Here is a 25,927-nt window from a genome sequence, read left to right as displayed (position 1 = left end):
CCGCGAAGAGGCCGCTGACCTCGGCTGTAACAACCGGACCTTCGGCCCGGGCCGGGGGCTCCGCCACCCGGAACCCCCGAAGGACCGGACAGGGGAGCGGCGACGAGCGAACGCCGGGCCAGAGAGACCCGGCGTGGACCAGAGGAGTCGAGCGAATGACAACCACAGGCACCACCGCGGGGGAGAGCGCCCGGTCGACGAACGGCGCGGAACCCGCGCCGGCGGAGATCTCGGGCGGCCACCTGGTGGCCAAGGCCCTCAAGGCCGAAGGCGTCGACACCATCTTCACGCTCTGCGGCGGCCACATCATCGACATCTACGACGGCTGCGTCGACGAGGGCATCAAGGTCATCGACGTCCGGCACGAGCAGGTCGCCGCGCACGCGGCCGACGGTTACGCGCGGATCACCGGCAAGCCGGGCTGCGCGGTGGTCACCGCCGGGCCCGGCACGACCGACGCGGTCACCGGCGTCGCCAACGCCCTGCGCGCGGAGAGCCCGATGCTGCTGATCGGCGGCCAGGGCGCGCTCACCCAGCACAAGATGGGGTCCCTGCAGGACCTCCCGCACGTGGACATGATGACGCCGATCACCAAGTTCGCCGCCACCGTGCCGCACACCGCCCGCGTCGCCGACCTGGTGTCGATGGCGTTCCGCGAGGCCTACGCCGGCGCGCCCGGGCCGTCGTTCCTGGAGATCCCGCGCGACGTCCTCGACGCGCGGGTCCCGCTGTCCCAGGCGCGCATCCCCGAGTCGGGCCGCTACCGGGCGTCCACCCGCAACGCCGGTGATCCCGCCGACATCGAGAAGCTGGCCGACCTGCTGGTGCACGCCAGGAAACCGGCGATCCTGCTCGGCAGCCAGGTCTGGACGACCCGCGCCACCGAACCCGCCGTGGACCTGGTGCGCACGCTGAACATCCCGGCGTACATGAACGGCGCCGGCCGCGGCACGCTGCCGCCGGGCGACCCGCACCACTTCCAGCTCTCACGCCGGTACGCCTTCGACAACGCCGACGTCATCGTCATCGTCGGCACCCCGTTCGACTTCCGGATGGGCTACGGCAAGCGGCTGTCCCCGGACGCCACCGTCGTCCAGATCGACCTCGACTACCGGACCGTCGGCAAGAACCGGGACATCGACCTCGGCATCGTCGGCGACGCCGGCCAAGTGCTGGCCGCCGTCGCCGAGGCCGCGTCCGGCCGCTCCGACAACGGCTCGGTCGGGCGCAAGGTCTGGCTCGAGGAGCTGCAGGCCGTGGAGGAGAAGGCGAAGCAGAAGCGGTTGCCGCTGCAGCACTCCGACGCGACGCCGATCCACCCGTACCGCCTCGTCCACGAGATCAACGAGTTCCTCACCGAGGACTCGATCTACATCGGCGACGGCGGCGACATCGTCACGTTCTCCGGCCAGGTCGTCCAGCCCAAGTCGCCCGGTCACTGGATGGACCCCGGTCCACTCGGGACACTCGGCGTCGGCATCCCGTTCGTGCTGGCCGCCAAGCACGCCCGGCCCGACAAGGAGGTCGTCGCCCTGTTCGGCGACGGCGCCTTCAGCCTCACCGGCTGGGACTTCGAGACGCTCGTGCGGTTCGACCTGCCGTTCGTCGGGATCGTCGGCAACAACTCGTCGATGAACCAGATCCGCTACGGCCAGGCCGCGAAGTACGGCCTCCCGCGTGAGCGCGTCGGCAACACCCTCGGCGACGTCCGGTACGACGAGTTCGCCCGGATGCTCGGCGGGTACGGCGAGGAGGTCCGCGACCCGGCCGACATCGCGCCGGCGCTGCAGCGGGCCCGCGAGTCGGGCGTGCCGTCGCTGATCAACGTCTGGGTCGACCCGGACGTGTACGCCCCCGGAACCATGAACCAGACCATGTACAAGTGAGCGGAGACAAGATGGGTAAGGCACTGGAGGGCGTCCGTGTCCTCGACATGACGCACGTGCAGTCCGGTCCGTCGTCCACGCAGCTGCTCGCCTGGCTCGGCGCCGACGTGATCAAGCTGGAAACCCCCGGCCGAGGCGACATCACACGCGGCCAGCTGCGCGACCTGCCTGGGGTGGACAGCCTCTACTTCACGATGCTGAACGCCAACAAGCGCAGCATCACCCTCAACATGAAGAGCGACGAAGGCAAGGAAGTCTTCGAAAAGCTCGTCTCCGGCGTGGACGTCCTGGTCGAGAACTTCGGCCCCGGTGTCGTCGACCGGTTCGGCTACCCGTGGGAGAAACTGGCCGCGCTCAACCCGCGGCTGATCTACGCCTCCATCAAGGGCTTCGGTCCCGGCCGCTACGCCGACTTCAAGGCCTACGAGGTGATCGCGCAGGCGATGGGCGGCGCGATGAGCACCACCGGCTTCGAGGACGGCCCGCCGACCGCGACCGGCGCGCAGATCGGCGACTCCGGCACCGGCATCCACCTGGTGGCCGCCATCCTCGCCGCGCTGTACCAGCGGACGTCCACCGGCCGCGGCCAGCGCGTCCAGGTCGCCATGCAGGACGCCGTGCTCAACCTTTGCCGGGTGAAGCTGCGCGACCAGCAGCGGCTGGCGCACGGGCCGCTCGGGGAGTACCCGAACGACCACTTCGGCGACGAGGTCCCGCGCTCGGGCAACGCGTCCGGTGGCGGTCAGCCGGGCTGGGCGGTGAAGTGCGCGCCGGGCGGCCCGAACGACTACATCTACGTCATCATCCAGCCGGTCGGCTGGGCCCCGCTCACCCGGCTGCTGGGCAAAGCCGAGCTGGCCGAGGACCCGGCCTGGTCCACCCCGGAGGTCCGGCTGTCCAAACTGGACAAGGTGTTCGCGCTGGTCGAGGAGTGGACCGAGACGCACACCAAGTGGGAGGTGATGGAGGCGCTCAACGCCCACAGCATCCCGTGCGGCCCCATCCTGTCGACGCAGGAGCTGATCGAGGACGAGACCCTCGCCGCGCTCGGCTCCGTCGTCGAGGTCGCACACCCGGAGCGGGGCAGCTTCAAGACCGTCGGCTGCCCGCTCAAGCTGTCCGACTCGCCCGTCGAGATCGAACGCTCGCCGCTGCTGAGCGAGCACACCGACGAAGTGCTCGGCGAACTCGGTTACGGCGAAGCCGAGCTGGACAAGCTCCGTTCGGCCGGGGTGATCTGAGTGGCGGATCGCGCGGCGGTCGAGATGATCCTCGAACAGGCGGCGGCCGAAGGACGGTCTTCGCTGACCGCGCCCGAGGGGCGTGCGGTGTGCGAGGCGTACGGCATCCCGACGCCGGCCGAGCGGCTGGCGGCCACGGCCGAGGAAGCCGTGACGCAAGCCCTGGAGATCGGGCTGCCGGTGGTGCTCAAGATCGTCTCACCGGACATCCTGCACAAGACCGAGGCCGGCGGTGTCCTCGTCGGCCTGAAAGATCCGGAGGCGGTGTCGGCCGGATTCGCGAAGGTCGTCGAGAACGCCAAGGCGTACAACGCCGACGCGGAGATCCTCGGCGTCCAGGTGCAGCGGATGCTCACCGAGGGGCAGGAGGTGATCATCGGCTCGGTGACCGACCCGACGTTCGGCAAGATCGTCGCCTTCGGCCTCGGCGGCGTGCTCGTCGAAGTGCTCAAGGACGTCACGTTCCGGCTGGCGCCGACCAGCACCGAGGAAGCGCTTTCGATGCTCGACGGCATCCAGGCCGCGGAGATCCTGCGCGGGGTCCGCGGTGCCGAACCGGTCGACCGGGACGCGCTGTCGGGGGTGATCCACACCCTCGGGCAGCTGGTCACCGACTTCCCGCAGCTGTCCGAAGTGGACCTGAACCCGGTGCTGGCCACGCCGTCGGGCGCCACCGCCGTCGACGTCCGGATCCTGATCGACCCGGACGCGGCGAAGGAGCCGGTGCGGTTCACCCAGGAGGAGATCCTCGCGTCGATGACGCGGATCATGAAACCGGCGTCGATCGCGGTGATCGGCGCGTCCGCCGAGGCCGGGAAGATCGGCAACTCGGTGATGAAGAACTTGGTCAACGGCGGCTACGCGGGGGAGATCCACCCGATCAACCCCAAGGCCACCGAGATCCTCGACCGCAAGGCCTACGCGAGCATCACCGACGTCCCCGGCGACGTCGACGTCGCGATCTTCACCATCCCGGCGAAGTTCGTCGCGGCCGCGCTGGAGGAGGCGGGGGCGAAGGGCGTCGCCGGCGCCATCCTCATCCCGTCCGGCTTCGGCGAGACCGGCAACATTGCGCTGCAGGACGAGGTCGTGGCGATCGCGCGCAAGCACGGCGTGCGCGTGCTCGGGCCGAACATCTACGGCTACTACTACACGCCGGAGAACCTGTCGGCGACGTTCTGCACGCCGTACGACGTCAAAGGAGGCGTGGCGCTCTCGTCGCAGAGCGGCGGCATCGGGATGGCGATCCTCGGGTTCAGCCGCTCGGCGAAGATGGGCGTGTCCTCGATCGTCGGCGTAGGCAACAAGGCCGACATCGACGAGGACGACCTGCTCACGTTCTTCGAGCAGGACGAGCACACCGAGCTCATCGCCATGCACCTCGAGGACCTCAAGGACGGCCGCTCGTTCGCGGAGACGGCGAAGCGGGTGTCGCGGCGCAAGCCGGTCGTGGTGCTCAAGGCGGGCCGGACGTCGCAGGGCGCGAAGGCGGCGAGCTCCCACACCGGCGCACTGGCGGGAAACGACAAGGTGTACGACGACATCCTGCGCCAGAGCGGCGTCATCCGGGCGCCTGGGCTGAACGACATGCTCGAGTACGCCCGGGGCATCCCGCTGCTGCCGACGCCGAAGGGCGAGAACGTCGTCATCATCACCGGCGCGGGCGGCTCCGGCGTGCTGCTCTCGGACGCCTGCGTCGACAACGGCCTGAGCTTGATGGAGATCCCGCCGGACCTCGACACGGCGTTCCGGAAGTTCATCCCGCCGTTCGGCGCGGCGGGCAACCCGGTGGACATCACCGGCGGCGAGCCGCCCTCGACCTACCGCAACACGATCGCGCTGGGCCTCGAGGACGACCGCATCCACGCTCTGATCCTGGGCTACTGGCACACCATCGTCACCCCGCCCATGGTGTTCGCCGAGCTGGTTTCCGAGGTCGTCGCCGAGTACCGCGCGAAGGGCATCCACAAGCCCGTCGTCGCGTCGCTCTCGGGTGACGTCGAAGTCGAGGAAGCCAGCGACTACCTCTACCAGCACGGGGTCGTGGCCTACCCGTACACGACCGAGAAGCCGGTCGCGGTGCTCGGCGCGAAGTACCGCTGGGCGCGGGCCGCGGGACTGCTTTGAACAACTCCACAGGGGCTGGTCGACCGACTGAGAAGGGACGAAGATCCACCGCACGACGGCACGCAGAGGGACATGAGTCAACGGTGACGAAAGAGAACTCTTATGACCGCAGCGACGTACCAGGAGATCGTTGACGAGAACGGACGGGTCTACCGAGTAGGCGAGACGCCGCAGGACATCATGGGGCGTTCGCGAAGCTGGATGGTGTGGCTGCCCTGGATCGCCATGATGGCGGTCAGTGTCTTCGAATACGGCTGGGGCGCCGTCGAAGGCACGTTGGAAGAGAAGTACGGCTGGTCGCTCAGCGACGCGTTCTGGCTGGCCAGCATCTGGGCCGTGTTCCAGGCCGGGGTCGCGTTCCCGGCGGGCCGGCTGCGCGAGAAGAACATCGTCTCGGCGAAGACGGCCATGCTGGCCGGCGCGGTGTGCAGTGGCATCGGCTACTTCACCATCTCCCACAGCGGCAACCTGGCCGTGGCCTTCATCGGGTATTCCATGCTCGGCGGGACCGGGGCCGGGCTGGTGTACGCGACCTGCATCAACATGGTCGGCAAGTGGTACCCCGAGAAACGGGGTGCGAGGACGGGCTTCGTCAACGGCGGGTTCGCTTACGGCGCCGTCCCGTTCATCTACGTGTTCGCCGCGTTCCTCACCCCGACGAACTACACGGTGATCCTCGACGTCATCGGCGTCTACATGCTGCTCGTCGTCGGGGTCTGCGGGTTCCTGTTCAAGGACCCGCCGAAGAGCTGGTGGCCCCGGGAGGTCGACCCGAAGAACTGGGCCGCGAACCGGCGGACCAAGAGCGGCGGCCTGGCCAAGAACCCGCCCGCGGTCAAGCAGTTCTCCCCGATGGAGGCGATCCGGACCGGCATGCTCCCGCTGATGTGGGTGTGCCTGGTGATCATCGGCGGGGTTTCCCTGTTCGGCATCAACTTCCAGGTGCCGTTCGCCAAGGAGAGCGGGTTCGGGGCGTTCGTCGCGGCGTCGTCGGCCGGGGTGCTCTCGATCGTCAACGGCACCGGCCGCGCCGTGGTCGGCTGGGTGTCGGACCGGATCGGCCGGCGGCAGACGCTCACCGTCGTGCTGGTGATCGCGGGTGGTGCGCAGTTCGGCGTGATGTACGCCGGCAACACGCACAACCTGGTGCTGTTCATGGTGTTCGCGTTCCTGACCGGGTTCGGCGGCGGGGCGTTCTACCCGCTGTTCGCCGCGCTCGTGCCGGACTACTTCGGCGAGAACAACAACGCGTCGAACTACGGTCTGGTCTACAGCGCGAAACTGATCGGTGGCGTCGGCGGCGGTGGCCTCGCGGCGGGGGTCATCAGCGCGTGGGGCTACACCGGCGCGTACATCCTCGCCGGGTGCATCGCGCTGCTGTCCGCGGTGCTGACGCTCTTCCTGCGCCAGCCCAAGCGGACGCACCACCAGCTCGCCGAAACCGAGCTGGTGGCGCGACCGTCTGCCGCCACTGGCGGCTAGTCCGGTAGCCCGCGCCCCGGTCCTGCGGACATCAGGACCGGGGCGCGTCCGGACGTTCGTGGTAGGCCTGGCGGGTCCGTTCGGTGTGCTTGGTCATGATCTGCTCGGCGGCACCGGTGTCCTTGGCCGAGATGGCGTTGATCAGCTCTTCGTGTTCGTGCCACGCGTCCTGGCCGCGGGGGCGGGCGATCGGCGTGTAGTACCAGCGGACCCGGCGGTCGACCAGGCCGATGAGTTCCGCGAGCACGGCGTTACCGGACAGTTCCGTGATGTACGCGTGCAGGGCGGCGTTCGCGGCGACGAGCCCCTCGGTGTCTTCGTCGGCGAGCGCCTTGACGCCGATGTTCTGCAGATCCCACAGGCGTTTGACGTCGTCCGCGGTGGCCCGCCCGGCGGCGAGCTTCGCGGAGTGCGTCTCCAGCACGCTGCGGACGCTCAGCAGCTGGTCGGCTTCTTCGTCGGTGGGCAGGTGCACGAACGCGCCCTGGGCGGGGCGGAGGTCGACCCAGCCTTCGCTCTGCAGCCGCTGCAGGGCCTCGCGGACCGGCTGGCGGCTGACGCCCAGGTACTCGGCCAGGTCGGCTTCGACCAGGTGCTGCCCGGGTTCGAGGGTGCGGTTGATGATCAGCTCGGCGAGGGCCTCGTAGACGACCTGGCGCAGCGGCGCCGGCCGTTCGACGCGCTTGGCGGGGGTCGAGCCGAGCGCGCCCTTGGCCGTGCGGCGGCCGGTCGGGCCGCGGTCGGGGAGCGGGGAAGCGGGCTGGCTCACGGGACACCTCGAAACGGAGTGGAACACGGCTGTCTGTTCTCAGGATACAGGTTTTGGTATGCAAAATCCCGGAATCTCACCCGGAGTGGGTGTTTTCGGTCGATGTGGATCAGCGGTCACCAGCGGAAATGACCGGTTGTGCCGGATTGTCACGCTTCGCTGCGCCGCCCGGGTGGCACACCTGGTTCCGATTGTGGATTCAGGATACTGTATGCAATCACGTGCTCGACCGAAGTGGGAGGCACATCATGAAGGTGGCTGTTCTCGGAGCCGGGGCGATCGGCGCCTACGTCGGGGCCGCGCTGCACCGCGGCGGGACCGAGGTGCACCTGATCGCCCGGCGGGCCCACCTCGCGGCGATGCGCGAGCACGGCGTCCGCGTGCTGAGCCCGCGCGGCGACTTCACCGCGCACCCGCACGTCACGGACGACCCGGCCGACGTCGGCGAGGTCGACTACGTTTTCCTTGGCCTGAAAGCGAATTCCTACGCCACGAGCGGTCCGCTCCTCGCGCCGCTGCTGGGCCCGGAGACGGCGGTCGTCGCCGCGCAGAACGGCATCCCGTGGTGGTACTTCCACGGCCTGAAGGGGCATCCGCTCGAAGGCCGCCGCGTCGAGACGGTCGACCCGGGCGGCGCGGTGACGGCCGTGCTGGAGCTGCGTCGCGCGATCGGCTGCGTCGTCTACTGCTCGACGGTGATCGAGGAACCCGGCGTGATCCGGCACCTGGAAGGCACCCGGTTCTCCCTCGGCGAACCGGACGGCGAGATCTCCGCGCGCTGCACGGACTTGAGCGCGGCGATGGTCGCCGGCGGCCTCAAGGCACCGGTGGAACCCGCGCTGCGCAACGACATCTGGGTCAAGCTGATGGGCAACGTCGCGTTCAACCCGCTCTCGGCGCTGACCCGGGCGACCATGGCGCAGATGTGCGAGCACGACGACACCCGCGCGCTCGTCGCCACGATGATGACCGAGGCCCTCGACATCGCCCGCGCGGCGGGCAGCGACCCGCAGGTGTCGGTGGAGAAGCGCATCGACGGCGCCTGGCGCGTCGGCCACCACAAGACGTCGATGCTGCAGGACCTCGAAGCCGGCAAGCCCCTGGAGATCGACGCGATCATCGGCGCGGTCGTCGAGCTGGCCGAGCTGACCGGCGTCGCGGCACCCGCGCTGCGGCACGTCCACGCCGCCGTCGGCCTGCTCGACCGCACGGTCAACGCTCCGGTCCCGGTCGGATGACGATCGAGTTCCTCGACGTCCGCCAGGCCCGCGAGGAACGCGAGGTGATCGGCGGGTTCACCGCCCACGACCAGCTGCTGCCCGTCCTGCACGCGGTCACCGACCGGATCGGCTGGATCAGCCCGCATGCCCTGAGTCTCATCGCGTCGACGTTGGGCGTCCGGCCGGCCGAGGTGGCGACGGTCGTCCGCACGCACCCGCGGTTCTCGCTGGAGGAACGTCCGGGACGGCAGCTGCGTGTGTGCACGGATGTCGCCTGCCGGAACGCCGGAGCGGACACCGTGTGCGACGTCCTCACCGAGCACGTCGGCGCCGCGGGGAAGGCGGTCGCCGGGGTCATGTGGCTGCGTAGCCCGTGCCTCGGCGCCTGCGAAGAAGCCCCCGCGGCGCTGGCGTTCCAAGCCGGCGACCCGCCGGTGACCGAACGGCTCGCCCCGGCGACGGGCGCGTCGGCGGTACTGAGCACCCGGCGCCCGTTGGTGCCCGAGTCTGATGTGGACGGCTCCTAGGCGTACGCGTCCCGAGGTTTCGTCGACAGGGGTTCGGTAGTGCCGCGGGTGCGTGGGCGCCGTCCGCGCGGGGATCTTCCGGCTGGGACATGGCCGCGAGGTGTCGATGGAGGATTTGGGACGTCGAGCGTCCAGCATCCTCCATCGAGGAAAGCCGAGGACCCTCTGCCGTGGCGCGGCACCGCAGGCCACCTTGGGTGAGGGGGCGCCGTCCGCGCGGGAATCGTCCGGCTGGGACGTGGCCGCGAGAAGCGCTGAGGATCCCTGCCGCGCCGCGATCGAGGGCGGGCCGGCACCCGTTGACCTCAGTGCAGGTCGCGGGCTATTCTCGATATGCGAAAGAAAAATTCCGGATAGCGAAATTTGAGGACACGATGCCAGAAGAGGGGCACACCCTGCCGTACGTCGCCAACCTGTCGACCCTGTTCAAGGAGGTACCGCTGCTCGACCGGGCGGGAGCGGCGCGCGCGGCGGGCTTCACCGACGTCGAGTACTGGTGGCCGTTCGACGTGGCGGTCCCGGCGCGGGACGAGGTCGACGCCTTCGTCGCGTCGCTCGAAAACGCGGGCGTCCGGCTGCGTGGGCTGAACTTCTACGCCGGCGACATGGCGGCGGGGGAGCGCGGCCTGGTGTCGTGGCTCGGCCGGGAAGCCGAGTTCGCCGACAGCCTCGTCGTCGCGCTCGGGATCGCCGAACGCACCGGGTGCCGCAGCTTCAACGCGCTCTACGGCAACCGGCTCGACGGCGAAGACCCCGCCAAGCAGGACGACCTGGCGCTGGTCAACCTCGCGAACGCGGCCGAAGGCGCGGCGAAGATCGGCGCGCAGCTGGTCCTCGAACCGCTCTCCGGCGCGGACCGCTACCCGCTCAAGACCGCCGCGGACGCCGTGGCCGTGCTCGACGACCTCGGGCGCGGCAACGTGCGGCTGCTGGCCGACCTGTACCACCTGGCAGTCAACGGCGACGACCTGGACGCCTTGTCGACGACCCACATCGCCCGGATCGGGCACGTGCAGATCGCCGACGCGCCCGGGCGCCACCAGCCCGGCACCGGGACCGTCGACCTCGACGGCCACCTGCACAAACTCCAGGCCGCGGGTTACGACGGGTTCGTCGGGATCGAGTACGTCCCGGAACCCGACACCCTCGCCTCGCTGGACTGGCTGCCGATCACCCGAAGGGGACGAGCATGAAACTGGGATTCATCGGACTGGGCGTGATGGGCGCGCCGATGGCCGCGCACCTGGTCGCGGCCGGGCACGACGTCAGCGGCTTCGACGTCACCGCCGCGGCCGGCGAGAAGCTGCAGGCTGCCGGCGGGCACGCCGCCACCGACGTGGCCGACGCCGTCGCCGGGGCGGCCGTCGTGATCACGATGCTGCCGAACCACCCGCAGGTCGAAGCGGTCGCGCTCGGCGACGGCGGGGTCCTCGCCACCGCCGCGCCCGGCACGCTGCTGATCGACATGAGCACCATCCGGCCCGAGACGTCGATCGAGGTCGCGAACGTCGCGCGGGACAAGAAGATCCGCGTGCTCGACGCACCCGTGTCCGGCGGCCAGGCCGGCGCCGAGCAGGCCGCGCTGTCCATCATGGTCGGCGGCGACGCGGCCGACTTCGAGGCCGCGAAGCCGCTGTTCGAGGCGCTCGGCAAGACCATCGTGCACGTCGGCCCGCACGGCGCCGGCCAGGTCGTGAAGGCCGCCAACCAGCTCGTGGTGGGCGGGATCTACGGCCTGGTCGCCGAGGCGATCGTGCTGCTGGAAGCGTCCGGGGTGGACGCCGCGACGGGCCTCGACGTGCTCGCCGGCGGCCTGGCCGGCAGCCGGATCCTCGAGCTCAAACGCAAGTCCATGGTGGACCGCCAGTTCGCGCCCGGCTTCCGGATCGACCTGCACCACAAGGACATGGGGATCGCGCTGGCCGCCGCCCGGCAGGCCGACGTCGCGCTCCCGCTGACGGGCCTGGTCGCCCAGCTCGTCGCCGCCGGCCGTGCCATGGGGTACGGCTCCCTGGACCACTCGGCCCTGCTCAAGGTCGTCGAACAGTTGTCGGGCCGCGTCCCGGCGGAGGTGTGACATGCCCCGGATCCCCGTCATGCAGGCAGTCGTCGACGTCCTGGAGAGCGAAGGCGTCGACACCGTCTTCGGCTGCCCCGGCGCCGCGATCCTCCCGCTGTATAACGCCCTACAAGGCCGCGCGATCGAGCACCTGATCGTCCGGCACGAAGAAGGGGCCACGCACATGGCCGACGGCTGGTCGCGCACGACCGGCAACGTCGGCGTGGCGATCGGCACGTCCGGCCCGGCCGGCACGAACATGATCACCGGCCTCTACACCGCGCACGCGGACTCGATCCCGATCATCTGCATCACCGGGCAAGCGGCGTCGGACAAGCTGCACACCGAGGCGTTCCAAGCGGTCGACATCGTCGAGATCGCCAAGCCGGTCACCAAGTGGGCGGTGCAGGTCAAGGAGGCGGCGCAGCTGCCGTGGATCTTCCGGGAGGCGTTCCGGATCGCCCGCTCGGGGCGTCCCGGCCCGGTGCTCATCGACCTGCCGATCGACGTCCAGAAGCAGGACATCGAGTGGGACTCCTCGATCGACTCGGCGCTGCCGGTCCCGACGATCAGCCCGGCGCCCGCGCGCGTCGAGCGGGCCCTCGACCTGCTGCTGGCGGCCGAGCGCCCGCTGATCCTGGCGGGTGGCGGGGTCGTGCTCGGCGAGGCGAGCGAGCAGCTGCGGGCCGCGGCCGAGCGGCTCGATGTCCCGGTGCAGGTCACGCTGATGGGCAAGGGGAGCTTCCCCGAGGACCACGAGCTGTTCGCCGGGATGGCCGGCATCCAGACGTCGCAGCGCTACGCGAACGCCGCCTTCCTGGAGGCCGACCTGGTCTTGGCGCTCGGTGCCCGCTTCGGCGACCGGCACACCGGTGAGCTTTCGGTGTACCGGGGCGACCGGAAGTTCATCCACGTCGACATCGAGCCGACGCAGCTGGGCAAGGTGTTCGGCCCGGACCTCGGGATCGTCTCGGACACCGGCGAGTTCCTCGACGCGCTGCTCGCGGCGCTGGAGAAGCGCGAGCTGAAGGCCCGGCGCGAGTGGGTCGGCCGGATCGCGGAGCTGAAGGAAGCGCTTCCCCGCCGGGAGGACTTCGACACCCTGCCGATCAAGGCGCCCCGGGTGTTCAAGGAGATCAACGAGACCTTCGGCGAGGACACCTACTTCGTCACGGCGATCGGGCTCTACCAGATCTGGTCGGGCCAGTTCCAGAAGGCGCACAAGCCGCGTCACTACCAGGTGTGCGGCCAGGCCGGCCCGCTCGGCTGGGAGATCCCGGCCGCGATCGGCGTCAAGAAGGCGCGGCCCGAGGCCGAGGTCGTCGGCGTGGTCGGCGACTACTCGTTCCAGTTCCTGGTCGAGGAGCTGGCCGTCGCCGCCCAGTACGACGTCGGGTTCGTCCTGATCATGCTCAACAACGAGTACCTCGGCCTGATCCGCCAGGCCGAGACCGGCTACGACATGAACTTCGAGGTCGACATCCACTACGACGCGATCGGCACGGACAACGTGAAGATCATGGAGGCCTACGGCTGTTCGGGCACCCGCGTGCACGAGCCCGGCGAGATCCGGACGTCGCTGGAGTGGGCCCGCAAGGAGGCCGAGCGCACCAGCCGCCCGGTCCTGGTGGAGATCATGATCGAACGCGAGGGCAACGCCGCGATGGGCGCCGCCCTCGACTCGGTCCGCGAGTTCGAACCGGCGGGCTGAGCAGTCTGCCGCAGCTCGTCGTGAGTGCGTAACAGTGTTCTAACACTGTTACGCACTCACGACCCCCCAGCGTGACCCCGGCCGCCGTGCGAGACCCCCGACCTCGCGCGGCGGCCTTTCCGCGTCCGCGGGACGGCGGTTGTCGGAAAGTACAAACGCGGGCCCGAAATTCACCCCTCTTTCAGGGGTTTTGCCGTGGTCCCGGCCACAGCCGAGCGTGTGTACTTCTTCACGAAGCACCCCCGAAAGGACGTCCACAGTGGAATTCCTCCGACCCGCCTCGCTGGCCGACGCGCTCGCCGCGAAGGCCGCGAACCCCGGCGCGGTCCCCCTCGCCGGCGGCACGGACGTGATGGTCGAGATCAACTTCGACCACCGCAGGCCCGAAGCGCTGCTCGACCTCGGCCGCGTGGCCGAGCTGCACGAGCACGGCACCGACGGCGGCCGGATCCGGATCGGGGCCGCCGTGCCCTACACCCGGATCATCACCGAACTGGGCGCACAGCTGCCCGGCCTCGCGATGGCGTCGCGGACCGTCGGCTCCCCGCAGATTCGCAACCGCGGTTCCGTGGGCGGCAATCTCGGCGCGGCTTCGCCCGCGGGAGACTCGCACCCGGCGTTGCTCGCGGCCGACGCGGAGGTCGAGATCGCCTCGGTGCGCGGCACCCGGATCGTCGCGGCGAAGGACTTCTACGTAGGGGTCAAGAAGAACGTCCTGGAGCCGGACGAGCTCATCACGGGCGTGCTGCTGGAACCGGCCACCGGGCCCCAGCAGTTCAGCAAGATCGGCACCCGCAACGCGATGGTCATCGCCGTCGCCGCCTTCGGGCTGGCGCTGCACCCCGCCGAAAAGCGGGTCGGCACCGGCGTCGGCTCGGCCGCACCGACCCCGCGCCGGGCGTTCGACGCCGAGGAGTTCCTGGCCGGCGAGCTGGACTGGGACTCACCTCGAGCGCTGACAGACTCCGTGAAACGCCGCTTCGGCGACCTGGTCGCGGCGGCCGCCGCGCCGATCGACGACGTCCGGGGGAGCGCCGCCTACCGCCGTCACGCCCTGAGCGTGATGGCGCGGCGCACCCTGACCTGGGCCTGGGGCGAATACTGCGAAGGGAGCGCGAAGTGCGCGTGAACGTCACCGTCAACGGCGAACCCCGCCGGGCGGACAACGTCTGGGAAGGCGAAAGCCTGCTCTACGTGCTGCGTGAGCGGCTCGGCCTGCCGGGCTCGAAGAACGCCTGTGAGCAGGGCGAATGCGGCTCGTGCACGGTCTACGTCGACGGCGTCCCCGCTTGCGCCTGCCTGGTCGCGGCCGGGCAGGCCGAGGGCCGCGACGTCGTCACGGTCGAAGGTCTCGCCGAGGGCGACGCGCTCGACCCGGTCCAGGAGTCCTTTGTGGAGCAGGGCGCCGTCCAGTGCGGCTTCTGCACGCCGGGCCTGCTGGTCGCCGCGCACGACCTGATCGAGCGCGTCCCCGACCCCAGCGACGTCGAGATCCGCGAGGCGCTGGCCGGGAACCTCTGCCGCTGCACCGGCTACGAGAAGATCCTGGACGCGGTCCGCGACGCCGCAGCCAAGAAGGCGGTCCGATGAGCGCCCCGGCCCGCTCCCCGCAGGAGCTGCACGACACGATCGCCGGCGGCATCGGCGAGAGCCCGCTGCGCCCGGACGGCACGCTCAAGGTGCGCGGCGAGTTCGCCTACTCCTCCGACCTGTGGCACGAGGACATGCTGTGGGGCGCCACCCTGCGCAGCCCGCACCCGCACGCCCGGATCGTCCGCCTCGACGTCTCCCGCGCGCTGGCCCAGCCGGGTGTGCACGCGGTGCTCACCCACGAGGACGTGCCCGGCGAGAACGTCTACGGCCTCAAGTACCAGGACACCCCCGCGCTGGCCGGTGACCTGGTCCGCTACCAGGGCGAACCGGTCGCGATCCTCGCCGCGGACCACCCGGAGATCGCGCGGCAGGCGCTCAAGGAGATCGTCGTCGAGTACGACGTCCTCGAGCCCATCACCGACCCCGAGCGGGCCGCGCACGACGACACCCTGCCGAAGCTCCACCCCGGCGGGAACCTGGTCCGCCACCAGCGGATCGTCAAGGGCGACCCGGCCGCGACGGCCGACGTCGTGGTCTCCGGCGTCTACGAGATCGGCATGCAGGACCAGGCGTTCCTCGGCCCGGAGTCGGGCCTCGCGGTGCCGGCCGAGGACGGCGGCGTCGACCTCTACCTGGCCACCCAGTGGCTGCACGTCGACCAGCGCCAGACGGCGAAGGCGCTCGGCCTGCCCCTGGAGAAGGTGCGGCTGACGCTGTCCGGCGTCGGCGGCGCGTTCGGCGGCCGCGAAGACCTGTCGATGCAGATCCACTCGTGCATGCTCGCGCTGCGCACCGGCCGCCCGGTGAAGATGAGTTACAACCGGCTGGAGTCGTTCTTCGGGCACGTCCACCGCCACCCGGCGAAGATGTACTACGAGCACGGCGCCACGCGTGACGGCAAGCTCGTCTACGTCCGCGCGAAGATGTACTTCGACGGCGGCGCGTACGCGTCGAAGACCCCGGTCGTGGTCGGCAACGGCACCACGCTGAGCGTCGGCCCGTACGACGTGCCCAACGCGCACATCGAGGGCTGGGGCGTTTACACCAACAACCCGACCTGCGGCGCGATGCGCGGGCTCGGCGCGGTGCAGCCGACGTACGCCTACGAGTCCCAGATGGACAAACTGGCCGCCGCACTGGGCCTGGACCCGGCCGAACTGCGGATCCGCAACGCGATGAGCGAAGGGTCCACTGTGGTCACCGGCCAGGTGGTCGACTTCCCGGCGCCGGTGGCCGAGCTGGTCCAGCGCGTCCGCGACCTGCCGCTGCCGCCGGAACCGACGGGCGAGCGCGACATCCGGGACCTGCCCGGCGGCGCGTCCAACACCACCCACGGCGAAGGCGTCGTCCGCGGCGTCGGGTACGGCGTCACCATCAAGAACATCTCCTACGCCGAGGGCCTCGACGACTACTCGACCGCCCGCGTGCGGCTGGAGGTGATCGGCGGCGAGCCGGTCGCGCTGGTGCACACGGCGGCCGCCGAGGTCGGCCAGGGCCTGGTGACGCTGCAGCAGCAGATCGCCCGCACCGAGCTGGGCTTGACGCGGGTGAGCGTGCACCCGGCCGACACGAGCGTCGGCGACGCGGGCTCCAGCTCGGCGTCCCGCCAGACCTACGTCACTGGCGGCGCGGTCCGCAACGCCTGCCGCGCGGTCGCCGACGCGGTGTACGCGCTCGCCGCGCTCCGCCTCGGCCGCGCCGTCGAAGGCGCGACCCTGGCCGGCGGCAAGATCGTCGCGGCCGACGGCGAGGTCGTCGCCGACCTCGCCGACCTGCTCGGCGAGACGGCCATCGAGGAGACCCGCGAGTTCCACCACCGCAAGACCTACCCGCTCGACCCGGAGACCGGCCAGGGTGACGCCCACGTGCAGTACGGCTTCTCCGCCCACCGCGCGGTCGTCGACGTCGACCTGGACCTCGGCCTGGTCAAGGTGGTGCAGCTGGACTGCGCCCAGGACGTCGGCAAGGCGATGAACCCGGACGCCGTCGTCGCCCAGATCCAGGGCGGCTCGGCCCAGGGCCTCGGGCTCGCCGTGATGGAGGAGATCCTGGTCAAGGACGGGAAGGTGCGGAATCCGTCGTTCACCGACTACCTGATCCCGACCATCCTCGACATGCCGCCGATGCGCGTCGACGTCCTGGAGCGCCCCGACCCGCACGCGCCCTACGGCGTCCGCGGCGTCGGCGAACCACCCACGATCTCCGCCACGCCGGCGATCGCCAACGCCATCCGCGCGGCCACCGGCCTCGAGCTGCCGCGCGTCCCCATCCGCCCCGAACACATCACTGGAGTCTGAGATGACCACGTCGATTTCCGCCGAGCAGGAGTGGCTGGCGGAAGCCATCCGCATCGCGGAGACGAACGTCGCGAACGGCGGCGGCCCCTTCGGCGCGCTGATCGTGAAGGACGGCGAGATCGTCTCCACCGGCGTCAACCGCGTCACCGCGAACCTCGACCCGACCGCGCACGCCGAGGTCGTCGCCATCCGCGCGGCCTGCCAGGCGCTGGGCACCTTCACGCTGGACGGCTGCGTGCTCGTCTCCAGCTGCGAGCCGTGCCCGATGTGCCTGTCCTCGGCGCTGTGGGCGCGCGTCGACAAGGTCGTCTACGCCGCCGACCGCGACGACGCGGCCAAGGCCGGCTTCGACGACCGTGCCTTCTACGAACTGTTCGACCGTCCCCGGGAGACCTGGACGGTCCCCGTGACCCGGCTGTCCGCAACGGACGGTTTCGCGCCCTTCGCGGCCTGGCTCGACAAGAGCGACCGCACCGACTACTGACCCGCCGCTTACTGACCCACAAGGCCAGCTGACCGGAGCATTCCCGAAGAGAACGTCCCGCTCGCCCAGGCACGGTGTTGTGCCTTGGCCTGGCCGAGCACACCCACCGGCAAGGGCAGGACGCATGACCCAGGCAGAAATCAAGGACCCCGTACGCGACGAAGTACCCGAACCGCCGCCCGGCCGCAGGACGCTGCTGGACCGGCTGTTCGAGATCCGCGCCCGGCAGACGACGATCGGCCGCGAAGTCCGCGGCGGCCTCACGACGTTCGTCGCGATGGCGTACATCGTGCTGCTCAACCCGCTCATCCTCGGCGCCGCCACCGACATCACCGGCGCCCGGCTGTCCGCCGCGCAGGTCACGACGGCGACCGCGCTGGCCGCCGCCGTGATGACCATCCTCATGGGACTCGTCGGCAACGCGCCCCTCGCGCTGGCCGCCGGCCTCGGCATCAACGGCATCGTCGCGTTCCAGATGGCGCCGACGATGACCTGGCCCCAGGCGTTCGGGCTGGTGGTGCTCGAAGGCGTCTGCATCGTGCTGATGGCCGTCAGCGGCGTCCGCGAGCGGATCATGAACGCCATCCCGCGGCCGCTCAAGACGGCGATCACCGTCGGCATCGGGCTCTACATCGCCCTGGTCGGCCTGGTCAGCGCCGGGTTCGTGACCCGGGTGCCGGACGCGGCGGAGACCACGGTCCCGGTGCGCCTCGGGGCGAGCGGGCACCTGCACGGCTGGCCGATCGTGGTGTTCTGCTTCGGCCTGCTGCTGATGATCGTGCTGATGGCCCGCAAGGTGCCGGGCGCGGTGCTGATCAGCATCGGCGTGGCCACGGTGTTCGCCGTCGTGCTGCACGAGGGGTTCGGCGTCGGCGGCTGGGGCCTCACGTCTCCGGCCCTGCCCGACCACGTCGTCGCGGCGCCGGACTTCGGGTTGTTCGGCCACATCGACCTCTTCGGCGGGTTCGCCTCGGCGGGCGCGCTCGCCGCCACGGTGTTCCTGTTCACGCTGGTGCTGTCCGGGTTCTTCGACGCGATGGGCACGATCACCAGCGTCTCCGACGAGGCCGGCCTGTCGAAGAACGGCAAGGTGCCGCGGATGGGCCGGATCCTGCTGGTCGACGGCGCGGGCGCGATCGCCGGCGGGGTCACCGGCTCGTCGCCGAACACGGTGTTCCTGGAGTCCGCGGCCGGCGTCGGGGAGGGCGCCCGGACGGGCCTCGCCAGCGTCGTCACCGGGCTGCTGTTCGCCGGGACGCTGCTGTTCACGCCGCTCGCCGGGGTCGTGCCGGCCCAGGCCGCGGCGCCCGCGCTGGTCGTCATCGGCGGCATGATGGTCGCCCAGTGCCGCAACATCCCGTGGCACGACCCGGACTACACGATCCCGGTGTTTCTGACCGCCGCGCTGATCCCGTTCACCTACTCGATCACCAACGGTGTCGGCGCGGGCCTGATCGCGTTCGTGCTGATCAAGATCGGCCGCGGCAAGTGGCGTGAGGCAGGCTGGCTGCTTTCGCTGCTGGCCTTGGTGTTCGCGGTGTACTTCGCCGTCGACGGCGTCGAAGCCCTCTTCCGTTAGGAGTTCCCGGTGGCCTTGATGTTCTTCAACGGCGGCGCCATGCGTGGCGAGCCGCTGCACCACCTGCTCGACGGCTCGCCCTTCGTGACGAGCGCCAAGACCGCGCCGAAGTACCGGTTCTACGCCGTCGGCGAGCAGTGCCCGGCGCTGTACCCGGTGTCGCACGGCGGCGCGGCGGTGACCGGCGAGGTGTACGACGTCTCGCTGGACGCGTTGCGGGACAAGGTGCTCCCGTCCGAGCCGCACGAGCTGGAGCTGGGTGTGGTGGAGCTGGCCGACGGCAGTTCGGCGTTCGCGATGCTGCTGCGGCGGCCCTACACCTCGCACGTCGCCTTGCGGGACATCACCGAGGTCGGCGACTGGCGGGCGTACAAGGCGAGCGCGTGAGGGTCCTGGTCGCGCCCGACAAGTTCAAGGGGTCGCTGACCGCGGCCGAGGTGGCGTCGGCGGTGGCCCAGGGCCTCGCCGACGTCCACCCGGCCCTCGCGGTGCAGTGCCTCCCGGTGGCGGACGGCGGTGACGGCACGGTCGACGCGGCCGTCGCCGCCGGCTTCCGCCGGGTGCGGGTGCCGGCGCGCGGGCCGACCGGGTGGCCGCTGACCGCCTGTTACGCGGTGCGCGGCGACACCGCCGTCGTCGAGCTGGCCGAGGCGTCCGGGCTGCACCGCCTGCCCGGCGCGCCCGCGCCGCGCGAGGCCACCAGCGCGGGCACCGGCGACGTGATCGCGGCCGCCCTGCGCGCGGGGTGCCGCCGGATCGTGCTCGGCGTCGGCGGCAGCGCCTGCACCGACGGCGGTGCCGGGATGCTGGCCGTCCTGGGCGCCCGGCTCCTGGACGGCGCGGGTCGCGAGCTGCCGCCCGGCGGGGCGGCCCTGAGCCGGCTCGCCGCGCTCGACCTGTCCGGTCTGGACCCGCGGTTGTCCGAAGTGGACATCGAGCTGGCGAGCGACGTCGACAACCCGCTGTTCGGCCTCAACGGTGCCGCTGTGGTCTACGGGCCTCAGAAGGGTGCGTCGCCCGACGACGTCGAGGTGCTCGACGAAGCACTGCGGCACTGGGCGTCCCACGCCGGCCCGGAGTTCGCCGGCCGGCCGGGCGCGGGCGCGGCCGGGGGAGTGGGGTTCGCCGCGATGGCGGTGCTCGGTGCCCGGATGCGTCCGGGCATCGGATTGCTGCTGGAGCTGCTGGGCTTCGACGATGCCCTGGCCGGTGCGTCGCTGGTCGTCACTGGCGAGGGATCACTGGACCGGCAGACGCTGTCCGGCAAGGCCCCGGCCGGCGTCGCCCGGGCGGCGGCGGACAAGGGCATCCCGTGCGTCGCGGTCGCCGGACGCTGTCAACTGTCCACTGAGGAGCTTTCGGGTGCGGGCATTTCGGCCGCGTACGCGCTGACGGACCTCGAACCTGACCCGGCCCGCTGCATGGCCGACGCCTTCGCGCTGTTGCGTCGGCTGGCCCATAGGGTCGCGGTCGACCGGCTCTGAACAGCCGTTACGCCGGTTTTGTTATCATCGGAACCATGGTGACGAAGACGGCAGCGGATACCCGTGGGCGGATCCTCGAGGCCGCGGCGGCCCTGCTGGTCGCCGAGGGCCGCGACGGTTTGTCGACCCGCGCGGTGAGTGCCGCGGCGGGCGTTCAGCCGCCGGCGCTGTACCGGCTGTTCGGCGACAAGGACGGTCTCCTGGACGCGGTCGCGGCGTACGGCTTCGACGAGTACCTGACGAGCAAGCGCGAGCTGGGCTCGACCGGCGACGCGGTCGAGGACCTCCGGCGCGGCTGGGACCTCCACATCGAGTTCGGCTTGTCCCGCCCGGAGTTCTATGTCCTGATGTACGGCGACGCCCGCCCGGGCCGCACCTCCCCGGCGGCGCGCGAGGCGGAGGCGATGCTGCACGGCATCGTCACGCGAGTCGCCGAAGCGGGCCGGCTGCGGGTGAGCGTCGAGCGCGCGGCGCGGCTGGTCCACGCGACCGGCATGGGCGTGGTGCTGAACCAGATCGCGACGCCGGTCGAAGAACGCGACCTCGAGCTGTCGGTGACGGCCCGCGAGACGGTACTGGCCCGGATCCTGACGGAGGCGTCGACGCCGTCGGGCGCGGACGACCTCCCGGGCCGGGCGATCGCGCTGCGGGCGGGGCTGACCGGGACGACGGCGTTGACCGACGCCGAGCGGGTGCTGCTGTCCGAGTGGCTGGACCGCATCGCCGACGCCTGAGGCGGCAACCGAATCACCGTGTCGTCTCGCTGATCACGCGTGTCGACCCTCCAGACACGCATGCCGGCGTTCTGATCACGGCGGGCCCGGTGGACCTTGTGACGGGAACGCCGGCACGCGTGATCAGGAAGCCGGCACGCGTGATCTGAGGGACGACACGGCGTTCGGGTGTCGGCGTGGTTGCCGAGTCGGCCGTCAGAGCTGGATCGGTTCAGAACTATCGGACATTGCCTGTCATCGCTCCGTGGCCCAATATGTTGCGGCCCGCAACATATTGCGACAACGACGTCGGAGGGTCCCGATGATCAGCTGGAAAGCGGTCCTGGCCTGCGCCGGAGCGAGCGTTCTGCTCGCCGGCGCACTGCCCGGCACGGCGCTGGCGAGCGGCACGGCGACGGACTGCTGCGGCGGTGGTGCGTCCTGGGCCACGGGCAACAAATCCGCCCTCGGCACGTCGACGACCAGCGCGAGCCCGGTGTGGTTCACTGTGGCGAACGGCGTCACGTCGGAGGTGTTCTACCCGCGCGCCGACGTCCCGAACATGCAGGACATGCAGTACGTCGTCACCGACGGGAGCAGCTTCGTCGACCTGGAACGCGACAACACCAACCACGTCGTCACCATGCCGGACGAGAAGGCGCTGGAGTACACCGTCACCAACACCGCCAAGAGCGGGAAGTACCGGATCACCACCGACTACGTCACCGACCCGGCCCGCGCCACGCTCGTCACAAACACCCGGTTCCAGTCCCTCGACGGCGGCAGCTACCGGCTCTACCTCCTGGCCAACCCGTCGATGGCCGGCGGCGGCGCCCACGACAACGCCTGGTGGGACGGCAGTGGCCTGCTGGCCAGTGGCACCGAGACGCTCTTCGGCGGCGCGGCCACCACCGTCGTCTCCGCACTGCGCGTCTCGACCGGCTTCACCGCGCACGACAACGGCTACACCGGCGCCGGCAGCGACTGCCTGACCGACCTGCGCGCCGACAAGACCTTGAACAACCAGTTCGACAACATCTCGGGCACCGGCAACGTCGTCCAATGTGGACAGATCCCGGTCGGCACGGATACGACGTTCACCGTCGCCCTCGGCTACGGTGGCACCGCGGCCGCCGCGACGTCGGCCGCGAGCGGGTCGCTGAGCAGCGGGTTCAGCACCACCGCAGCGAGCTACCGCTCCGGGTGGAACACCTACGTCGGCAGCCTGAAACCCGCCCCCGCCAGCGTTTCCGGGGACACGCAACGCCGTCGCGCCTACTACGTCGCGGCGATGGCGCTCAAGACCGCCGAGGACAAGCAGCACCCGGGCGCGAGCGTCGCGGGCCTGGCGACGCCGTGGGGCGACTACACCAACGGCGACCAGCTCAACGACGGCTACCACCGCGTCTGGGGCCGTGACCTCTACCAGCAGGCGACCGGCCTGCTCGCCGCCGGCGACGCCGCGCAGGCCAAGCGGATGGCGCAGTTCCTCTGGAACTCCCAGTGGATCGGCAGCCCGACCGCGGGTGACGGCGTGACGTACCCGGCCGGCTCGTTCCCGCGCTACAGCCCGGTTTCCGGCGTCGCCGGGGCCAGCGCGCAGCAGCTCGGCTGCTGCGAGCAGCTCGACCAGGACGCCGACGCGATCCTGCTGGCCTGGCTGACCGGCGTCACCGACGCCTCGACCTACGCCAAGGTCAAGACGACGGCGAACCACATCGTCGCGACCGGTCCGGACACCACCGAGCGGTGGGAGGAGCAGTACGGCAAGTCGCCGTCGTCGATCGCCGCCGAGATCGCCGGGCTCGTCGCGGCCGGCGCGATCGCCCGAGCCAACGGCGACACCGCGAGCGCGACGTCGTGGGAGTCCACCGCGGACTCCTGGCGCAACTCCCTGGCGGGCTGGACGGTCACGACGTCCGGTTACTGGGGCGGCCACACCTACTACGAACGCCTCGACCGCAGCGGCAACCCGAACGACACAGGCACGATCTGCTTCGACGAAGGCTGCTTCTACGAACACGACGTCACCGACTTCGGGTTCCTCGACCTGGTGCGGCTCGGCATCCGCTCGGCGAACGACACCACGATCGCGAACTCGGTCGCCCCGACCGCCGCCGCGTCCGACGGCAACTCGACGGTGCAGGTGACGCTGCCCAACGGTGACGTCTACTTCCACCGGTACGCCCACGACAACTACGGCGAGAGCACGTCGAACTGCAGTGGCTGGCCCGCGGGCGGCGCGCAGCGGTTCGGCCGGCTGTGGCCGGTGCTGTCGGGGGAGCGCGGCCAGTACGAGCTGGCCAACGGCCGCTCGGCGGCGGTGTACCTCAAGTCGATGGCGGACTCGGCCAACGACGGCTACTTCGTGCCCGAGCAGGTCTGGGACCGCGCCGACGTCGGCTGCTTCGGCCTCGGCCGCCCGACCGGCAGCGCGGGCCCGCTGATGTGGGCCGAGGGCCAGTACCTCCGGCTCGCGCAGAACATCGACGCGGGCCACAACCTCGACACGCCGTCGATCGTCAAGGCCCGTTACGGCACCTGAGCGGCCAGCTTCCGGGCCCGGGTCAGCAGCTTCTCGACCCGGGCCCGCAGCTCGGGCGTCTCTCGACCGAGGTCCGGCAGCAGGTTTGCGTAGTCCGACACCAGGCTCCGATAGCCGCGGACGAATTTGCTCTTGGCCTTCTCCCGCGCGTACCGCTTGTCGAGGTCGATGATCTCCTGGGCCAGGACGGCGGCGGCCGCCGACAGTTCGGTTCGCGCGTCCGCCTCGGCGTCACGGCGTTCCTGACGGGCCAGCGCCGTGCGAGCGGTCCGGCGGGCGGCCAGGTACAGCGCGGCCGCACCCAGGAGCACGGCCGCGATCGCGGCCACCGCGACGAGGTAGCGCGGCAGGGACGGGCTGACCGTGCGGCCGCCGTCGGGGATCGCGCCGGAGCGGACCAGCAGGTCGTAGTTGACGACCGCCACCTTCAGCGCGTCGACCGGGTTGTTCGTGAACGCGTCGATGCCGTTGCCGATCATCGACTCCGCCACGAACGCCTTGCCGAAGTTCTCGTCGTCCTTGTCCGGCAGCTGGGAGCAGCCGTACTTCTCGAAGTCGTCGCCGTCGCGGCTGAGCATCAGGGCGAGGGTGCCGTCGGCCGCGCCGGACACGCTGTCGCACGCGTCGCTCAGGTCGGTGCCCGGTTCGAGGAACGCGACGGTCAGCCGCCGGTTGCCGATCACGCGTTCCGCGGCGGCCTGGTCGATCGCGACGCCGGGCGCGGCGTACACCGACGACGTCCGCAGCTGCCGGGCGATCGGGCCATCGAACACGCCAGCGGACCACACCGCCCAGCCCGCCAGCACCAGGCAGCCGAGCACCGCGACACCGAACGCGCTGCGGAAGAACCGTTTCACGCGAGCCTCCCCTGCAGGAACGCGGCCGGCCGGTAGTCCGCGCGGCCCAGCAGCTCGGCGGTGGTGTCCAAATCGGACTCGGCCGCGTCGAGCAGGCCGTGCACGTGCTTGTCCGGCAGCTTCTGGTCGAACGCTTCGCGGGCCGCCGTCAGCTGGGTGATCCCGCGGGTGAGCGACGCGTCCGACGCGCCGCCGGTGAGGCCCGAGATCTCCACGGCCAGTGCCGTCAGACCGGCCAGCCGGGCGGGTACGCCGACCCCGGTGCCGGGCCGGCCGGGCCGCAGCACCTTGCGCGCCGACAGGGCGAGGAACCCGACCGCGCAGGCGGCGAAGAGCCACGGCAGCGCGGGCAGCGCGACGCGGACGGGGTCGAACGGCACGTAGGGCAGCGGGCGGTCGAACAGCCCGGCGTAGCGGATGGCCGTGACCCGGTCGAGCCAGGCGCCCAGGACGTTGCGCTGCGGGTAGGCGTACTCGCTGAGCCGGTCGCCGAACTGGCCGTAGAAGCTGGCCGTGGCGACGTCGGCGAACGCGGCGGCCGACGGCCCGTCGTACTCCACCCACGAGCCGTACACCGCGACGATCGGGCGGCCGGGGAACTCCTTGGCCAGCGCCGGGCCGTAGTGGATCAGCGGCTGACCGGCCGGCTGCTGTGGCAGCGCGACGTACAGCGGCTGGGCGCCGGGGAACGCCGCCGTCGACGCCGGGACGTCCTTCATCGTCGCTCCCGGCGCGATGAACCGGCCGGTGCTCTGGAGCGCCGCGGTGGCCGCGGTCAGTTCGCCGGCGGTCGGGTCGCGCCGGGCGAGCGCGGGCTGGTCGGGCGCGTCCGGCTGGTGGTTGAGGTGGGCGACCAGGGTGGTCAGCGACTCGGTGACGTCGCCGGTGGCGAACTGCCGGATCCACTCGCCCGCGCGGTCGGCCGAGGCCTGGAGGACACCGCCGCTGACCTCGGTGCCGATGACGCGGACGGTCGCGTCGTCGACGTCCCGCAGCCGGGCGCTGTCGTCCTTCTTGAGCCCGGGCGGCGCGACGAGGATGCGAGCCCCGGCGCTGCCCGCCGCGGCCTTCACGGCCTGGTCGTCCCAGGTCGCGATCGAGCCGGGCAGCCGCACGACGGGGGCGGCCTTCACCATCGCCGTCAGCTGCTCGGTGGACGGGATGGTCGCGCCGCTCAGCTCGCCGGCGGAACCCTCCGGGATCGGGTCGGCGCCGGCGGGGGCCTGGCCGTAGCTGACCTGGGTGCTCTGCTTCTGCACCAGGAGGAACGCCACCAGCACGACGACGGCCACCGCGAGCAGGATCCACCGGACCCGGTCCGGCCAGTGCCTAGTCACGGGCTGCTTCGTCACA

General features: G+C 71.0%; 21 protein-coding genes. 18 read left to right on the top strand and 3 right to left on the bottom strand.

Going from position 1 to position 25,927, the window contains the following annotated elements; translation table 11 throughout:
- Positions 1-155: 155 nt before the first annotated feature.
- The 4 genes from OG570_RS36520 to OG570_RS36505 all read left to right on the top strand — a co-directional run bounded on the left by OG570_RS36520 (position 156) and on the right by OG570_RS36505 (position 6,736).
- Entirely contained in the window at positions 156-1,886 is a 1,731-nt protein-coding gene (locus tag OG570_RS36520) for a thiamine pyrophosphate-binding protein (RefSeq protein WP_326953419.1), read from the top strand.
- A gap of 11 nt (positions 1,887-1,897) precedes the next feature.
- Positions 1,898-3,127 (top strand): formyl-CoA transferase, encoded by a 1,230-nt coding sequence (gene frc, locus OG570_RS36515; protein WP_326953418.1) that lies wholly within the window; start codon positions 1,898-1,900, stop codon positions 3,125-3,127.
- A complete protein-coding gene (locus OG570_RS36510; RefSeq protein WP_326953417.1) occupies positions 3,128-5,254 on the top strand; it encodes an acetate--CoA ligase family protein in 2,127 nt (708 codons plus the stop codon). It abuts the gene before it with no gap.
- Positions 5,255-5,356: 102 nt separating this feature from the next.
- Positions 5,357-6,736, top strand: a complete 1,380-nt coding sequence (locus tag OG570_RS36505; RefSeq protein ID WP_326953416.1) for an OFA family MFS transporter — start codon at positions 5,357-5,359, stop codon at positions 6,734-6,736.
- Between the two features lie 31 nt (positions 6,737-6,767).
- On the opposite strand, the gene OG570_RS36500 is transcribed toward OG570_RS36505, so the two are convergent.
- Complete coding sequence (locus OG570_RS36500) at positions 6,768-7,505, bottom strand: GntR family transcriptional regulator (RefSeq protein WP_326949460.1); 738 nt, start codon at positions 7,503-7,505, stop codon at positions 6,768-6,770.
- 248 nt (positions 7,506-7,753) lie between these two features.
- Here OG570_RS36500 and OG570_RS36495 point away from each other — a divergent pair, with 248 nt between their 5' ends.
- The 14 genes from OG570_RS36495 to OG570_RS36430 all read left to right on the top strand — a co-directional run bounded on the left by OG570_RS36495 (position 7,754) and on the right by OG570_RS36430 (position 23,717).
- On the top strand, positions 7,754-8,743 hold the full coding sequence (locus OG570_RS36495; RefSeq protein WP_326953415.1) for a 2-dehydropantoate 2-reductase: 990 nt from the start codon (positions 7,754-7,756) through the stop codon (positions 8,741-8,743).
- Positions 8,740-9,252: an NADH-quinone oxidoreductase subunit NuoE family protein gene (locus OG570_RS36490; protein ID WP_326953413.1), complete on the top strand. Its 513-nt coding sequence runs from the start codon at positions 8,740-8,742 to the stop codon at positions 9,250-9,252. The genes OG570_RS36495 and OG570_RS36490 overlap by 4 nt, the downstream gene beginning before the upstream one ends.
- Before the next feature lie 374 nt (positions 9,253-9,626).
- Complete coding sequence (locus OG570_RS36485; protein ID WP_326953412.1) at positions 9,627-10,445, top strand: hydroxypyruvate isomerase family protein; 819 nt, start codon at positions 9,627-9,629, stop codon at positions 10,443-10,445.
- The gene (locus tag OG570_RS36480) at positions 10,442-11,329 is read left to right on the top strand and encodes a 2-hydroxy-3-oxopropionate reductase (RefSeq protein ID WP_326953411.1); all 888 of its coding nucleotides are present in this window, start codon (positions 10,442-10,444) and stop codon (positions 11,327-11,329) included. Before OG570_RS36485 ends, OG570_RS36480 begins: the two co-directional genes overlap by 4 nt.
- A gap of 1 nt (position 11,330) precedes the next feature.
- Positions 11,331-13,022, top strand: coding sequence for a glyoxylate carboligase (gene gcl / locus OG570_RS36475; RefSeq protein WP_326953410.1), 1,692 nt, complete (start codon positions 11,331-11,333; stop codon positions 13,020-13,022).
- Positions 13,023-13,281: 259 nt separating this feature from the next.
- Entirely contained in the window at positions 13,282-14,151 is an 870-nt protein-coding gene (locus OG570_RS36470; RefSeq protein ID WP_326953409.1) for an FAD binding domain-containing protein, read from the top strand.
- Positions 14,142-14,612, top strand: coding sequence for a (2Fe-2S)-binding protein (locus OG570_RS36465; protein WP_326953408.1), 471 nt, complete (start codon positions 14,142-14,144; stop codon positions 14,610-14,612). The genes OG570_RS36470 and OG570_RS36465 overlap by 10 nt, the downstream gene beginning before the upstream one ends.
- Positions 14,609-16,912, top strand: a complete 2,304-nt coding sequence (gene pucD / locus OG570_RS36460) for a xanthine dehydrogenase subunit D (RefSeq protein WP_326953407.1) — start codon at positions 14,609-14,611, stop codon at positions 16,910-16,912. Before OG570_RS36465 ends, pucD begins: the two co-directional genes overlap by 4 nt.
- A 1-nt stretch (position 16,913) precedes the next feature.
- Positions 16,914-17,396 (top strand): nucleoside deaminase, encoded by a 483-nt coding sequence (locus OG570_RS36455; RefSeq protein ID WP_326953406.1) that lies wholly within the window; start codon positions 16,914-16,916, stop codon positions 17,394-17,396.
- A gap of 124 nt (positions 17,397-17,520) precedes the next feature.
- Positions 17,521-18,975: an NCS2 family permease gene (locus OG570_RS36450; protein WP_326953405.1), complete on the top strand. Its 1,455-nt coding sequence runs from the start codon at positions 17,521-17,523 to the stop codon at positions 18,973-18,975.
- Between the two features lie 9 nt (positions 18,976-18,984).
- On the top strand, positions 18,985-19,362 hold the full coding sequence (locus tag OG570_RS36445; RefSeq protein ID WP_326949471.1) for an allophanate hydrolase-related protein: 378 nt from the start codon (positions 18,985-18,987) through the stop codon (positions 19,360-19,362).
- Positions 19,359-20,459: a glycerate kinase gene (locus tag OG570_RS36440; protein ID WP_326953404.1), complete on the top strand. Its 1,101-nt coding sequence runs from the start codon at positions 19,359-19,361 to the stop codon at positions 20,457-20,459. The genes OG570_RS36445 and OG570_RS36440 overlap by 4 nt, the downstream gene beginning before the upstream one ends.
- Before the next feature lie 35 nt (positions 20,460-20,494).
- Positions 20,495-21,193 (top strand): TetR/AcrR family transcriptional regulator, encoded by a 699-nt coding sequence (locus OG570_RS36435; RefSeq protein ID WP_326953403.1) that lies wholly within the window; start codon positions 20,495-20,497, stop codon positions 21,191-21,193.
- 301 nt (positions 21,194-21,494) lie between these two features.
- A complete protein-coding gene (locus tag OG570_RS36430) occupies positions 21,495-23,717 on the top strand; it encodes a glycoside hydrolase family 15 protein (protein WP_326953402.1) in 2,223 nt (740 codons plus the stop codon).
- Here the strand turns inward: OG570_RS36430 and OG570_RS36425 are convergent.
- Both OG570_RS36425 and OG570_RS36420 read right to left on the bottom strand, forming a co-directional pair.
- Positions 23,705-24,574: a hypothetical protein gene (locus OG570_RS36425; protein WP_326953401.1), complete on the bottom strand. Its 870-nt coding sequence runs from the start codon at positions 24,572-24,574 to the stop codon at positions 23,705-23,707. The genes OG570_RS36430 and OG570_RS36425 overlap by 13 nt on opposite strands.
- On the bottom strand, positions 24,571-25,911 hold the full coding sequence (locus tag OG570_RS36420) for a hypothetical protein (RefSeq protein ID WP_326953400.1): 1,341 nt from the start codon (positions 25,909-25,911) through the stop codon (positions 24,571-24,573). The genes OG570_RS36425 and OG570_RS36420 overlap by 4 nt, the downstream gene beginning before the upstream one ends.
- Between the last annotated feature and the right edge of the window lie 16 nt (positions 25,912-25,927).

The organism is Amycolatopsis sp. NBC_01286 (genome assembly GCF_035982555.1).
Lineage (GTDB): Bacteria > Actinomycetota > Actinomycetes > Mycobacteriales > Pseudonocardiaceae > Amycolatopsis.
This window is presented reverse-complemented; position numbering and strand designations above follow the sequence as displayed.

Excerpts from the sequence above, each read along its gene's own strand:
- OG570_RS36455 (WP_326953406.1), top strand. The coding sequence starts at position 16,914 with ATGACCACGTCGATTTCCGCCGAGCAGGAGTGGCTGGCGGAAGCCATC.
- OG570_RS36430 (WP_326953402.1), top strand. The coding sequence starts at position 21,495 with ATGATCAGCTGGAAAGCGGTCCTGGCCTGCGCCGGAGCGAGCGTTCTG.
- OG570_RS36520 (WP_326953419.1), top strand. The coding sequence starts at position 156 with ATGACAACCACAGGCACCACCGCGGGGGAGAGCGCCCGGTCGACGAAC.
- OG570_RS36490 (WP_326953413.1), top strand. The coding sequence starts at position 8,740 with ATGACGATCGAGTTCCTCGACGTCCGCCAGGCCCGCGAGGAACGCGAG.
- OG570_RS36485 (WP_326953412.1), top strand. The coding sequence starts at position 9,627 with ATGCCAGAAGAGGGGCACACCCTGCCGTACGTCGCCAACCTGTCGACC.
- pucD (WP_326953407.1), top strand. The coding sequence starts at position 14,609 with ATGAGCGCCCCGGCCCGCTCCCCGCAGGAGCTGCACGACACGATCGCC.
- OG570_RS36495 (WP_326953415.1), top strand. The coding sequence starts at position 7,754 with ATGAAGGTGGCTGTTCTCGGAGCCGGGGCGATCGGCGCCTACGTCGGG.
- OG570_RS36450 (WP_326953405.1), top strand. The coding sequence starts at position 17,521 with ATGACCCAGGCAGAAATCAAGGACCCCGTACGCGACGAAGTACCCGAA.
- OG570_RS36480 (WP_326953411.1), top strand. The coding sequence starts at position 10,442 with ATGAAACTGGGATTCATCGGACTGGGCGTGATGGGCGCGCCGATGGCC.
- OG570_RS36435 (WP_326953403.1), top strand. The coding sequence starts at position 20,495 with ATGGTGACGAAGACGGCAGCGGATACCCGTGGGCGGATCCTCGAGGCC.
- frc (WP_326953418.1), top strand. The coding sequence starts at position 1,898 with ATGGGTAAGGCACTGGAGGGCGTCCGTGTCCTCGACATGACGCACGTG.
- OG570_RS36505 (WP_326953416.1), top strand. The coding sequence starts at position 5,357 with ATGACCGCAGCGACGTACCAGGAGATCGTTGACGAGAACGGACGGGTC.
- gcl (WP_326953410.1), top strand. The coding sequence starts at position 11,331 with ATGCCCCGGATCCCCGTCATGCAGGCAGTCGTCGACGTCCTGGAGAGC.